The 12,366-nt window shown below is 74.1% G+C and carries 12 protein-coding genes; 6 read left to right on the top strand and 6 right to left on the bottom strand.

Features of this window, described 5'->3' with window-relative positions; genetic code table 11:
• Positions 1 to 77 precede the first annotated feature (77 nt).
• From B0I32_RS09675 to B0I32_RS09685, 3 genes are read left to right on the top strand one after another with little or no spacing between them, the layout of a single operon-like run.
• Entirely contained in the window at positions 78 to 851 is a 774-nt protein-coding gene (locus B0I32_RS09675) for a carotenoid biosynthesis protein (protein WP_245955707.1), read from the top strand.
• Entirely contained in the window at positions 839 to 2,431 is a 1,593-nt protein-coding gene (locus B0I32_RS09680; protein WP_245955708.1) for a phytoene desaturase family protein, read from the top strand. The genes B0I32_RS09675 and B0I32_RS09680 overlap by 13 nt, the downstream gene beginning before the upstream one ends.
• Positions 2,432 to 2,442: 11 nt before the next feature.
• Positions 2,443 to 3,660 (top strand): glycosyltransferase family 2 protein, encoded by a 1,218-nt coding sequence (locus tag B0I32_RS09685; protein WP_245955709.1) that lies wholly within the window; start codon positions 2,443 to 2,445, stop codon positions 3,658 to 3,660.
• Here B0I32_RS09685 and B0I32_RS09690 read toward each other — a convergent pair.
• Positions 3,620 to 4,192: a glycerol-3-phosphate acyltransferase gene (locus B0I32_RS09690; RefSeq protein ID WP_245955710.1), complete on the bottom strand. Its 573-nt coding sequence runs from the start codon at positions 4,190 to 4,192 to the stop codon at positions 3,620 to 3,622. The genes B0I32_RS09685 and B0I32_RS09690 overlap by 41 nt on opposite strands.
• Here B0I32_RS09690 and B0I32_RS09695 point away from each other — a divergent pair.
• Complete coding sequence (locus B0I32_RS09695) at positions 4,182 to 5,033, top strand: spheroidene monooxygenase (protein ID WP_245955711.1); 852 nt, start codon at positions 4,182 to 4,184, stop codon at positions 5,031 to 5,033. The genes B0I32_RS09690 and B0I32_RS09695 overlap by 11 nt on opposite strands.
• Before the next feature lie 8 nt (positions 5,034 to 5,041).
• On the opposite strand, the gene B0I32_RS09700 is transcribed toward B0I32_RS09695, so the two are convergent.
• The 5 genes from B0I32_RS09700 to B0I32_RS09720 all read right to left on the bottom strand — a co-directional run bounded on the left by B0I32_RS09700 (position 5,042) and on the right by B0I32_RS09720 (position 9,682).
• Positions 5,042 to 5,980 carry a phosphate acyltransferase gene (locus tag B0I32_RS09700; RefSeq protein WP_245955712.1) on the bottom strand — a complete coding sequence of 313 codons (939 nt, stop codon included), beginning with the start codon at positions 5,978 to 5,980 and terminating at the stop codon, positions 5,042 to 5,044.
• A 38-nt stretch (positions 5,981 to 6,018) separates the two neighbouring features.
• Positions 6,019 to 6,918, bottom strand: coding sequence for a phytoene/squalene synthase family protein (locus B0I32_RS09705; protein WP_106236863.1), 900 nt, complete (start codon positions 6,916 to 6,918; stop codon positions 6,019 to 6,021).
• A gap of 61 nt (positions 6,919 to 6,979) precedes the next feature.
• Entirely contained in the window at positions 6,980 to 8,422 is a 1,443-nt protein-coding gene (locus B0I32_RS09710; protein ID WP_106236864.1) for a phytoene desaturase family protein, read from the bottom strand.
• A gap of 196 nt (positions 8,423 to 8,618) precedes the next feature.
• On the bottom strand, positions 8,619 to 9,098 hold the full coding sequence (locus B0I32_RS09715; protein ID WP_181307195.1) for a DUF305 domain-containing protein: 480 nt from the start codon (positions 9,096 to 9,098) through the stop codon (positions 8,619 to 8,621).
• A 50-nt stretch (positions 9,099 to 9,148) separates the two neighbouring features.
• Positions 9,149 to 9,682: a helix-turn-helix domain-containing protein gene (locus tag B0I32_RS09720; protein WP_245955725.1), complete on the bottom strand. Its 534-nt coding sequence runs from the start codon at positions 9,680 to 9,682 to the stop codon at positions 9,149 to 9,151.
• 97 nt (positions 9,683 to 9,779) lie between these two features.
• Between B0I32_RS09720 and B0I32_RS09725 the strand changes: the two genes are divergently transcribed.
• Positions 9,780 to 10,913, top strand: coding sequence for an aminotransferase class V-fold PLP-dependent enzyme (locus tag B0I32_RS09725; RefSeq protein WP_106236869.1), 1,134 nt, complete (start codon positions 9,780 to 9,782; stop codon positions 10,911 to 10,913).
• Positions 10,914 to 10,934: 21 nt separating this feature from the next.
• Complete coding sequence (locus B0I32_RS09730; protein WP_219911704.1) at positions 10,935 to 12,326, top strand: amino acid permease; 1,392 nt, start codon at positions 10,935 to 10,937, stop codon at positions 12,324 to 12,326.
• The last annotated feature ends 40 nt before the right edge of the window (positions 12,327 to 12,366 follow it).

The raw sequence follows: 12,366 nt of genomic DNA on the forward strand, positions 1-12,366 counted from the left end.
CTTGCCCTGATGCGCGGACGGCCGTGGGGCTCGCTTGGGACGTCACCGGGAACCCTTCACCGCGGCGGAAACCGGGGGTGGCGTTGGAACAGGCGAGTGAACAGGTCAGGTCCGTGGACGCCGGGCCGGTGCGCGTGCTCGGCGTGGCGTTCCTGCTGGCCATGACGGCCTGCCAGATGGTGTCGGGGCTGGACGCGAGGCCCGAACGCTTCACCGGGGCGATCGTGGCGCTGCTCGCGGCCTGCGCGCTCGCCTTCGCCGCCGCCGTCTGGGGGCCGGCCAGGGCGGCGGGCGCGTTCGGCGGCGCGGTCCTGACCGGGTACGCGGCCGAGGTCGCCGGGGTGCTGACCGGGTTCCCGTTCGGCGACTACGCCTACGGCGACGTCCTGTGGCCGCAGGCAGGCGGGGTGCCGGTGGCGGTGGCGGTGGCGTGGGGCGGCATGGGGCTGGCCGCGTACGCGGTGGCCGCCGCCGTCGTGCCCGTACCCGGCTGGCGGCGGATCGCCGTGGGCGCGGGCGCGCTGACCGCGTGGGACCTGTTCCTCGATCCGCAGATGGTGCGGATGGGGCTGTGGACGTGGGCGGAAGACGGGCCGTACCGAGGCGTGCCGCTGAGCAACTACGCGGGCTGGCTGCTGGTGTCGGCGCTGGTCATGCTGGTCGTGCAGCGCTTCGCCGGCGACCGTGAGCCGGGATACGGGCTGCCCGCCCTCTACACGGTCATGGCGGTCATGGAGACGATCGGCTTCCTGGCGGTGTTCCAGCCGCCCGATCCGCTGGTCGCCGCCGCCGGAGGCATCACGATGGGCGCGTTCGCCGCGCCCGCCTGGAGGCGGTTGTGGCAGCGGTGACGGTGATCGGCGGCGGCGTCGGCGGCATGACGAGCGCGCTGCTGCTGGCCAGACAGGGCCACGACGTGCGGCTGTACGAACGCTCGCCGCGGCTGGGCGGGAAGCTGGCCGAGCACCACCGCGACGGCTTCACCTTCTCGCTCGGCCCCTCGCTGCTGACCATGCCCGAGCTGTTCAGGGAGCTGGGGCTGCGCCGCGAGCTGATCGAACCCGCGCCGCTGTGCCGCTACCGGTTCGCCGACGGCACGGAGCTGGACGCCCGGCGCGACCCGGCCGAGATGGCCGCCGCGGTGGACCGGCTGGCCCCCGGCGAGGGCGCCGCCTGGCACGCCTTCCACGACTGGGCCCGCGGCTGCCTGCGCGCGGCCGGCCGGACCGCCTTCGCCGGCCCCCTGCTCGGCCCGCCCGGTCAGGCCCGGCTCTCGGACCTGCTCGCTGTGGCGCCCGCCCGTACCCTCGACGGGCTGGCCCGCCGCTTCTTCCGCGACCCGCGCCTGCGCCAGTACGTCGGCCGCTACGCCACCTACGCCGGCTCCGACCCGTACCGGGCGCCGGCCGCGCTCGGCTGCGTCCCGGCCCTGGAGCACGGGCAGGGCGTCTGGTACGCGCCGGGCGGCCTGCCGCGGCTGGCCGAGGACCTGACGCTGCTGTTGAAGGCGGCCGGCGTGCGGCTCCATCTGTCCACCCCGATCGCCGCCGTCATCTGCGACGGCTCCCGCGTCACCGGCGTCCGGCCGGCGGGCGGGCGCGCCGTGCCCTGCGACGTCGTGGTGGCCAACACCGACGCCGCCGCCCTGTACGGGCACCTTCTGCCCGACCGGCGGCGGCTGCGCCGGATCGCCCGGCTCGGCCCCTCGTCGTCGGCGTTCCTGCTGATGGCCGGGGTCGAGGGCAGGACGCCCGGCCTGGCGCACCATTCCGTGCTGTTCTCCGGCGACTACGAGCGCGAGTTCGCCGACCTCTTCGAGCACCGGCGGCCGCCCGCCGACCCGACGATCTACCTCGGCTGCTCGGCCGTGGACGACGCCACACAGGCGCCCGAAGGGGCCGAGAACTGGACGATGCTGGTCAACGTGCCGGCCCGCGACCCGGTGCGGTGGCCGATGGGGGTGGCCGCGTACCGGGATCTGGTCCTGGAACGGCTGGCCGAGCGCGGGCACGACCTGTCGGGACGGCTGCGCTTCGTGGACGTCCTCACCCCCGCCGACCTGCGCGACCGCTACGGCGCCTGGGGCGGCGCAATCTACGGCAGCGCCTACCGGGGCAGGCTCTCGTCGTTCCTGCGCCCAGGAAACAGGGGGCCTAGACGCGGGCTGTACGTGGTGGGCGGCTCGGCCCACCCGGGCGGCGGCCTGCCGATGGTGGTCCTGGGCGCCCGCATCGTCGCGCGCCTCATCGCCCACGACTTCCCACCCACCGCTTCTGACCGGACCTCGTCACGAGGTTCGGGCGACACTGCGCCGCGCCGGCCTTCCGCGCGGAGTTCGGGCGACGCCGCGCCGGATTTGCCGTCTTCGCGTGGCGTTTCCGACGTCGTGGCAGCCTCGCCGCCATCGGACGTCGAGCGGGGTGGCCGGTGAGGGTGCTCAGTGTGGCTCAGGCCGTGGCCGGCGTTGTCGTGGTCGCGCGGCTGGCGCGCGGGCGACGGAGGCTGCCGCCGCTCCGGGCGTGCCCGCCGACCGGCGATGAGGTGTCCGTGGTGATCCCGGCTCGCGACGAGGCCGCCAGGATCGGGCCGTGCCTGCGGGCCGTGCTGGCCGACCCCGGGGTCAGCGAGGTGATCGTGGTCGACGACGGCTCCAGCGACGGTACGGCGGATGTGGCGGCGCGGCTCGGAGCCAAGGTCGTCACGTCGGCACCGCTGCCGCCCGGATGGATCGGCAAGCAGTGGGCCCTGCGCCAGGGCGTGGCGGCCGCGCGCGGCGAGGTGGTGGTCACACTCGACGCCGACACCCGACCCGGGCCCGGCCTGTTCGGTGCGCTGACGCGGGCCCTGGCCCAGTACGACCTGGTGAGCGCCGGTCCCCGCTTCCGCTGCGACGGCCGCTTCGAACGGGCGCTGCACGCCTCCATGCTGGCCGGCCTGGTCTACCGGTTCGGCCCGATCGGCCCGCCGACCGCGCCCCCGCCGCACCGCACGATCGCGAACGGCCAGTGCCTGGCCTTTCGGCGGGCGCGGATGTCGGAGGCGGACGGGTTCGCACGGGTACGTGACCGGATGACCGATGACGTCGCGCTGGCCCGCCACCTGGCCGGGCGGGGCTGGAAGGTGGGCTTCCTGGACGCGGCGGACCTGCTGCAGGTCGACATGCACGACTCGGCGGGCGAACTGTGGCGCGAGTGGGGCCGCTCACTGTCACTGGGCGACGTGACCGATCCTGGGCGGCAGGCGGGCGACCTGGCCGTGATCTGGCTGACGGGGGCCCTGCCGGTGCTGCGGCTGGCGTCCGGGCGGCCGTCGGGGCTGGACCTGGCGCTGCTGGCCGTGCGTCTACTGGTGGCCGGCGCGCTGCGCGGCAGCTACCGGGGGCCGGGGGCCGAACTGCTGCTGTCACCGCTCCTCGACCCCGCGGTCGCCGCCCGCCTGACCCATGCCACCCTCCGCCCCGCACGAACCTGGCGCGGCCGCACGTACCCCCGATCCGGCCCTGTCGGGTCGCTTGGGGATCGTAGGGACCCGCGTTCCGGTCTTGTGGGGTCAACCGGAGACCGTACGTACCCGCGATCTGAGCCCGTCCAGTCGCCTGGGGATCGTGCGGACGTAGCGGTCAGTGGCGGCGGGTGGCCAGGACGAAGCGTAGCCCGATGAGGCACATCAGGCCGCCGGTGGCCGCGACCAGTCCCGCTGGGGCGAACGGCCACTGCAGCACGGGGATGGCGAACACCGCCACCCGGGCCCCCACCGCGAACGAGCGCGTCGCCAGTGCCGTCACCACCAGCGCCGCCACCGCCAGGCCGAACGCGGGCGGGCAGATGACGGCGATCCCGCCGGCGAACGTGAGCACCGACCGCCCGCCCCTGAACCCGGCGAACACCGGCCAGGCGTGCCCGGCCATCGCCGCCGCCACCGCCAGGTACACCGGCGCCGCGCTCGCACCCGAGACCGTGCCGGACGCGGAGGTGTGCGCGCCGCTGACCAGCAACGCCAGCAGGGCGGCCAGCGTGCCCTTGAGCATGTCGCCGGCGAACACCGGCACCGCCGCCCGCCGGCCGAGTCGCTCCTTGACGTTCCAGTACCCGGGGTTGCGATCTCCGACGTCCCGAGGATCGACGCCGTGGACGCGGCCCACCAGCACCGCGACCGGCACCGACCCGAGCAGGTAGCCGGCGATGACCGCCACCGCCCACTCAAGCGCCGCCCCGACTCCCGCCTCAACCATCGCGTCGTTCCACCTCGTCCGGTACGACACCGCGAGCGCGATGCGCCACATGGCCTTCGACCGGCCGCTGCTGCGTGACTGCGGGGGGCTGCTGTTCTGGCGGCTGCTCGGCACGGGGAGGGGACGCTCGATGTCGCTCGGGGCCGACCTGCGCCGCTGGGCGCTGTTCGCGGTCTGGCGCTCGGCCGGCGACCTGGAGGCGTTCCTGCGCTCGTCGCCGATCGCGGCCCGCTGGCGCGCCGAGGCGTCGGAGACCTGGCAGGTACGACTGGCTCCGCTGTCCTCGCGCGGCACCTGGACCGGCCGAAACCCCTTCGCCGACCCGCCCGGCCCTCCGGCGGGCCCGTCCGGTGACTCGCGTGGTGCCCAGGTGGGCTCGGGCGGCGGTGTGGTGGGTGCACGGGGCGGGCCGGTGGCGGTGCTCACCAGAGCGTCGATCCGGGTGCGGCGGCTGGTCGCGTTCTATCGGTCGGTGCCGCCTGTGGACGAGTCGCTGCGGCGGCAGGACGGGTGTCTGGCCTCGATCGGGATGGGGGAGTGGCCGCTGGCCCGGCAGGCCACGTTCTCGTTGTGGCGCGACCAGGACGCGATGCGCGGCTTCGCCTACCGGGGTGCGGCGCACCAGCGGGTCGTCGAGCGCGTACGCTCCCACGACTGGTACGCCGAAGAGCTGTTCGCTCGCTTCGTCCCGTACGCCAGCGAAGGCACCTGGAACGGCACCGACCCCCTGCGCACGCCACCGCCGCACCACGGCACCGACTCCCCACGTGACCGGCACGGCGGCCCCGGCCCCTCGTGCTGAGCGGGTGGTCATGGGGCCGGTGCCTTGATGTCGGGTGCTGCTCCGGAGAGGGTGTGGGCCACCACGCAGGCCCTGGCGATGGTGGCCGCGCGGGATGAGCCGTGGGCGACGACGACCGTGCCGCGTAGCCCGAGCAGGGCCGCGCCGCCGTGGGTCTCCGGGTCGTAGCGGCGGGCCACTCCGGCGAGTTGCTCGGGCGCGGCGACGCCCTCGCGGGCGACCATCGCGAGCACCGTACGCACGCATCCCTCGACGTTCTTGAGCACCACGTTGCCGGTGAAGCCGTCGGTGACGATCACGTCCACCCGGCCGGACAGCACGTCGTGCCCCTCGACGTTGCCCGCGAAGCGCAGCGGCAGGGCGGCCAGCAGTTCCTCGGCCTGGCAGGTGAGCCGGTTGCCCTTGCCCGGCTCCGACCCGATGGACAGCAGCCCCACGGCCGGGTCCGCCCGGCCGAGCACGGAACGCGCGTACCCGGCCCCCAGCTGTGCGAACTGCGCCATCATGGCGGAGCTGGGATCGGCCGTCGCCCCCGCGTCCACCAGCACCGTCGCGCCGCCCCGCAGCGACGGCAGCGCCACGGCCAGCGCGGGCCGCAGCACGCCGGCGGCCCGGCCGAGGCCGCGTACGGCGCAGGTGACCACCGCCCCGGTGGACCCGGCGGACACGAACGAGCCGCCCACGCCCTGGCGTACCAGGTCACAGCCCACCGCGAGACTGGAGCCGGCCAGGGCGGCCGCGGCGGCGCCCCGTTCGGACATCGGCACGGCGTGCAGGGCGTGCACCACGGCGATCTCGCTCTCCGCGCCGTGCCGCCACAGCTCCCTGCTCAGCTGCGCCTCCGCGCCGACCAGGATGACCGGCACCCCGTGCGCCCGCCGCGCCTCGACCGCCCCCGCCACCGCCTCGGCCGGCCCGTGGTCGCCACCCATCGCGTCCAGCACCACAGGCCCGGCAGACCTCCCGGCCGAACCCCAGGCGGCACTCACGGGAGTTCCACCCGGACGCGGCGCTCGGCCCGGCCCGCTGCGGTGGCGGCCAATAGGTGGCGGGTGAAGACGGCGGCTCTGCGGTGGTGCGGTAGTCGTACCCGGGCGGCCAGGACCTCGAAGCCGCGGCGCTCGACCTCGGTGAGGATGCCGCCGTACAGCTGAAGGGCGGCGCTCACGCACGGCCGCGAGGAGGCGACGAGCAGCTCGACGCCCTCGGCGGCGGCGCGGTAGTGGGCGTGGGCGCGGTCGGCCTCGAAGGCGAGCAGGTCCCGCAGGGCCCGGCTGGTACGCCGCGCCCCCAGGTGCTCCGGCTCGACGCCGAACTTGGCCAGGTCCTCCAGCGGCAGGTAGATCCGGCCCCTCGCGTAGTCCTCGGCCACGTCGCGCAGGAAGTTGGTGAGCTGGAAGGCCAGGCCGAGCTGCCGGGCGGGCTCGCGGGCCCGTTCCTCGCACCCGGGCACCGGCTCCAGCAGCGGCAGCATCATCGTGCCGATGGCGGCGGCGGAGCCGGCCATGTAGCCGAGCAGGTCGTCGTACGTGGCGTACCGGGTGACCGACAGGTCGGCGCGCATCGAGGTCAGGAACGAGCGCACGTCGTCGCGGTCGACGCCGAACGAGCGCACGGTGTGCAGGAACGCCGGCAGCACCGGATCCCGGACCTCGGCTCCCGACAGCCCGGCCTCGACCCCGGCCCACAGGCGGTCGAGCGCGCGGGTCCGGTCGCCGGTCATGGTGAAGGAGTCGACGATCTCGTCGGCGTAGCGGGCGAAACCGTACAAGGCGTGCACGTGGCGGCGTTTCCAGCTGGGCAGCAGCCGGGTGGCCAGGTAGTAGGAGCGGCCGTAGCGGGCGTGCAGCCGCCGGCAGCGTTCGTAGCCGGAGGTCAGCGTCATCGGAGCTCCCCGAGCGCCGGTTCCGTGGTGCGCGGCCTGAGCGCCGGTTCGGCGGTGCGCGTCATGACGACTCTCCGAGGACGCGTTCCGCGGCGAGGCGGCCGGAGATCAGGACCGGTGGCACGCCCACGCCCGGCGCGGTGTACATGCCGGCGAAGTGCAGGCCGGGAACGCGCCGGGCGACCCCGGACGGCCGCAGCCACGCCGTCTGGGTGAAGCGGTGGTCCAGCGCGAACGGCGTCCCGGCGCTGTGGCCGCGGGCCGCCCACGCGGGCGGGTCCAGGACCAGCCTGGGCGCGCCCGACAGATCGCCGTAACCAAGGTCGGCGAGACGGGCGAGCAGCCGTTCCTCCAGCTCGGGCCGCAGGCGGCTCCAATCGGCGGTGCGCAGGTTGGGCGCCGGTTCCAGGACGCTGAGCGTGGCGGGCCCGCCGGTGTCCGGGCAGGTGACCAGCAGGCTCGGGTCGGGCTGCGGCCGGCCCCGGTCCAGCGCGGCGAACGTCTCCCGCCAGGTCCGGCCGAAGTGCACGGTGTGGTGGGCCTGGCCGGGCGGCTCGCGTTCGAGGCCGAGGTGGAGCACCAGGCAGGAGGGGGAGTGGCGGGGACGGCGCAGCCGCCAGTCGTCGGCCCGGCCGGGCAGCAGCCGCCGCGCCGCCAGCCGGTCGCAGGCCACCACCACGTGGGCGGCCGGCAGCCGTTCGCCGTCCTCCAGCAGCACGCCGGTGACGCCGTCGCCGTCGGCCTCGACGCGGTGGGCGCGCACGCCGTACCGGATGGCCGCGCCCAGCTTCTCCAGCAGTGCCGCCATCGCGACCGGGACGGCGTGCATGCCGCCGTGCTCGGGGAAGTACACGCCGCCGACGGTGTCCATGTGCGCGACGACGGCGTAGATGCCCAGCGCGCGATGCGGCGACAGCCCGACGTACAGGGACTGGAAGGTGTGCGCCCTGATCAGCCGGGGGTCGGTCAGGTGGCGCGCGGCCAGGCGGTCGAGCCGGCGGAAGCCGCCCAGCGCGGCCAGCCGCAGCAGCGCCGCCGGCCTGGCCAGGGCGCGCAGCCTGGTCATGTCGGCGTCGATGAACGCCGGCCACTCCACCGCGAACAGCTCGTCGAGCAGCCGCCGGTAACGCTCGTAGCGGGCCGCCTCGGCGGGCCCGCAGAGCGTGCGGACCTGCTCGGTCATCTCCGCGCGCCCGGCCCGCACGTCCAGCCGCGAGCCGTCGTGGAAGGTCAGCCGGTACGAGGGGTCGAGGCGGCGCAGCGGCACCCAGTCGCGCAGCTCCTCCCCGGCCGCGCCGAAGACGTCGGCGAGCACGCCGGGCATCGTCAGCACGGACGGCCCGACGTCGAACCGGTACGTTCCCACACGCCCGGTGGCGCAGCAGCCCCCGGGCTCCTGCCCGGCCTCGACCACGACCACCTCGCGCCCGGCGACGGCCAGGCGCACGGCCGCGGCCAGCCCGCCCAGGCCGGCCCCGACGACCACCACAGGACCTCGCCGCACGGGACTCCCTCCGTCGCTCGGTGACAAGCTGCGGAGGGAGAGTCGGGTTCCGGGCACGTCAGTCAGTCCGGAACCACACCATCACGGTATCCAGCGGACGCGGGCCGGGCAGCGGGGACACGCCCGCGCCCCGCCCATGTCCCCTAGCGAACCTGGAGGCGGGTGGCCCCAGCCGGCGGCGGGGTCGCCGCGAGCCTCAGATGGCCAGTTGCTTGCCGATGGCGGTCAGTTCCTCGGTCTGGTTGGTCACGATCTGGTCGGCCAGTTGCTTCGTCCCCGTGTGCTGACCAGTGCCCTGGATCTCCTTGGCCATGTGCACGCCGTGTTCGAGGTGCCCCTTGAGCAGCGTCAGCCAGCCCCGGTCGAACCCGTCGCCCGCCTTCAGCTCGGCGCCCTCGTCCGTCTTCTCCTCGGCCGGGACCGCCTCCGACCAGGACGTGAGCCAGCCGGACATCTTCTGGATGTCGGCCTGCTCCTTGGGGATGATCTCCTTGGCCAGCTTGCGCACGTAGTCGCCGCCGCCCCGCTCGGAAGCCAGCTCGGCCAGCTGGATCGTCTGCCGGTGGTGGGTGATCATCTGCTGGTTGAACCGAACGTCCGCCTGGTTGTACCCGGCCTGGGTGCCCGCCGACGCGGAGCACGCGCCCGCCGCCACCAGTGCCAGCAGGGCGATCAAGGCCATTCTCCAACGCATGTACGAAGGTACGCGCGCCGCCGGGAAAGGGTTCAGTAGCTCGGCGGGGTCGCGGTGATGAGGAAGTCGACCGGCTCCGCGCCCGGGTTGAGGTAGCGGTGCGGCAGCGCGGAGTCGAAGTAGCAGCTGTCGCCCTCCTCCAGCGCGTGCTCGATCCCCGACACCTCCACGACGAGCCGCCCCCGCAGCACCAGCACGCACTCCTCGGACGGGTGCGACCACGGCTCGGCGGCCGACGACCCGCCGGGCTCCAGCCGGCCCTCCAGGACCTCCAGCCGGCCGTGCCCGGGAGAGACGCGGGTGTAGGTGACCCCGCCGGTAGGGGATCTGACCAGCATGCGCTTGTCCTGCCGGACCACGGCGACGACGGCCGCGTCCGGCTCCTGGAACAGGCTGAACAGCGGCAGGTCCAGCACCTTGGCGATCTTCCTGAGCGTCTCCAGGCTCGGATCGGCCAGATCGCGCTCGACCTGGCTGATCAGCCCGCTCGACACGCCCGCCGCCGCGGCGAGCTGCGCGAGGGTCAGCCCCCGTTCGGTACGGAGCTTCCGGATCCTGGCGCCCATCACGGGGGGATCCTATCCGGCGTCAACCTCATCGCCCGTGTTAACACCATTTAACAACCATTGACCTGGTTAAATCCCGCCCGATAGTGTGCCCGAAATGTCGCGCATGTTGAACGCCACCCAGTTCCGGGCCGAGTTCCCCTCCTTGGCCGACTCCGTGCACCTGGCCAGCTGCAGCCAGGCCGCGCTGTCGTCGCGGCTGACCTACGCGCTCCAGGAGATCGGCCACTCGCTGCGCGCCGAGGGCGCCCCGTGGGAGACCTGGATGGGACAGGTCGGCCAGGCCAGGGAACGCTTCGCCCGGCTCATCGGCGCGGAACCCGGCGAGGTGGCCGTGCTGTCGTGCGCGTCCGAGGCCGCCTTCCAGGCCGCCGCCTCGCTCGACTGGTCCCGCCGCCCCGGCATCGTCACCAACGACCTGGAGTTCCCCTCGATCGCGCACGTGTGGCTGGCCCAGCGCCAGCGCGGCGCCGAGGTGCGGGTGGCCGCCGACACCGGCGAGAGCGTCGCGGCCGAGGCGTACGAGCAGGTCATCGACGAGCGGGTTAACCTCGTCTCCGTGCCGCTGCACACCTACCGCAACGGCGCCCGCCTGCCCGTCGAGGACGTCGTACGGCTGGCGCACGACCGGGGCGCGCGCGTCTTCGTGGACGCCTACCAGGCCACCGGCGTCGTCCCGATCGACGTCAAGCGGCTGGGCTGCGACTACCTGGCGTCCGGGTCGCTCAAATACCTCCTCGGCCTGCCCGGCATCGCCTTCCTGTACGTCAGGGGCGGCATGGAGCAGCAGCGCGAGCCCGAGCTGACCGGCTGGTTCGGCCGGACGCAGCCGTTCGCCTTCGACCCCCGGCTGCTCGACTTCCCCGCCGACGCCCGCCGCTTCGAGACCGGCACCCCGCCCATCCCGTCCGCGTACGCGGCCAACGCCGGGTTCGACCTGATCGAACGGGTGGACCCGCACGCCGTACAGGAGCACGTGTCGGACCTGGTCGAGGAGCTGGCACAGCGGCTGACCGCGGACGGCGAGCGGGTGGCCAGCCCGGCGGGGGCGCGCGGCCCGCAGGTCGCCATCGCCGACGCCGACCCGAACGCGCTGGCCGCCCGGCTGGCCGAGCGCCGCATCTGGACCGCGCCGCGCGGCGACCTGCTGCGGCTGTCGTTCCACTACTACAACGACCGCTCCGACGTGGACGCGGCCGTCGAAGCCATCAGGGCCTGCCGCAGGACCTGATCACCCCCCGAGAGGTCTTCCGTGGACAACGAAACCGGGCTGCGCCGCCGGCTGACCGGCCGCCAGCTCACCATGATCGGGCTGGGCGGCGCCATCGGCACCGGGCTGTTCCTCGGCTCCAGCCTGGCCATCTCGCAGGCGGGGCCGGCCACCATCGTCGCCTACGTGATCTGCGCCGGCGTGGCGCTGGTGATCGGCTGGGCGCTGGCCGAGATGGTCGTGGTGCATCCGGAGGCGGGCGCGTTCGGGGTCATCGCGCACCGGTACCTGGGGCCGTGGGCCGGGTTCGTGGTCCGCTGGACGTACTGGACGATCCAGGTCATCGCGATCGGCGGCGAGGTCATCGCGGCCGGGATCTACGTGCAGTTCTGGTGGCCGTCGCTGCCGCTGTGGCTGCCGGTCACCGTCTTCTCCGCCGTCGTGCTGATCACGAACGCCGCCGCGGTCAAGCTGTTCGGCGAGGTCGAGTACTGGTTCGCCATGATCAAGGTGGTGGCCATCGTCGTGTTCATCCTGCTCGGCGTGGTCCTGATCACCGTCGGGCTGCCCGGCGCGCAGGCGACCGGCGTGTCCAACCTGACCGCGCACGACGGCTTCCTGCCGAACGGGATCAACGGCCTGTTCCTGGCCATGGTGTTCGTGCTGTTCAGCTACATCGGCACCGAGGTCGTCTCGGTCACCGCCGCCGAGTCGGAGAACCCCGCCCGCGACATCCCGCGCGCCGCCCGCCGCATGGTCACCCGCCTGGCGCTGTTCTACGTGCTGGCCATCGCGGTCGTGCTGACCGTGGTGCCGTGGACCACCACCGCGCAGGGCGGCGACGTCACCCAGAGCCCGTTCGTCCGCGTCTTCTCGGCGGCCGGCGTCCCGGCGGCGGCCACGATCATGAACTTCGTGGTCCTGACCGCCGCGCTCTCCAGCGCCAACACGAACCTGTACCTGACCACCAGGATGATGCACTCGCTGGCCTCCCACCGGTACGCCCCCGCCTGGACGGGACGCCTCAGCGCCTCCGGCGTGCCGCGCAACGCGCTCGCCCTGTCGGCGCTCGGCCTGGCGCTGGCCGCGATCGTCTCGGCGGCCAGCGAGAGCGAGGCGTACCTGGCGCTGTTCGGGGTGTCGGTGTTCGGGGCGCTGGTCGTGTGGCTGCTCATCCTGGTGACCCACCACGCCTTCCGCCGCACCCGCGCCGCCCAGGGGCTGGCGCCGTCGCCGGTCCGGCTCTGGGGCGCGCCCGTCACCTCGGTGGTGGTGATGCTCTTCCTGGCCGCCGTGCTCGTCTCGACGCTGTTCATCGAGCCGCTGCGCCCGGCGTGGTGGGCGGGCGTCCCGTTCTTCGTGATCATCAGCGTGGTGTACGCCGTCGTCTCCCGCCGGAGCGTCGTACGCGAAGGATCGGGGCCGGGTAAGTGATGATGATCGGGAAGTAGCACGCGCCCGACGGGAGTCCTCG

The sequence above is a fragment of the Nonomuraea fuscirosea genome (assembly GCF_003001935.1).
In the GTDB taxonomy this organism is placed as follows: domain Bacteria; phylum Actinomycetota; class Actinomycetes; order Streptosporangiales; family Streptosporangiaceae; genus Nonomuraea; species Nonomuraea fuscirosea.

Bases quoted from the DNA above. Each gene is read 5' to 3' on its own strand.
- B0I32_RS09695 (WP_245955711.1), top strand. From the start codon at position 4,182: ATGACCGCCACCGCCCACTCAAGCGCCGCCCCGACTCCCGCCTCAACC.
- B0I32_RS09720 (WP_245955725.1), bottom strand. From the start codon at position 9,682: ATGGGCGCCAGGATCCGGAAGCTCCGTACCGAACGGGGGCTGACCCTC.
- B0I32_RS09725 (WP_106236869.1), top strand. From the start codon at position 9,780: ATGTCGCGCATGTTGAACGCCACCCAGTTCCGGGCCGAGTTCCCCTCC.
- B0I32_RS09705 (WP_106236863.1), bottom strand. From the start codon at position 6,918: ATGACGCTGACCTCCGGCTACGAACGCTGCCGGCGGCTGCACGCCCGC.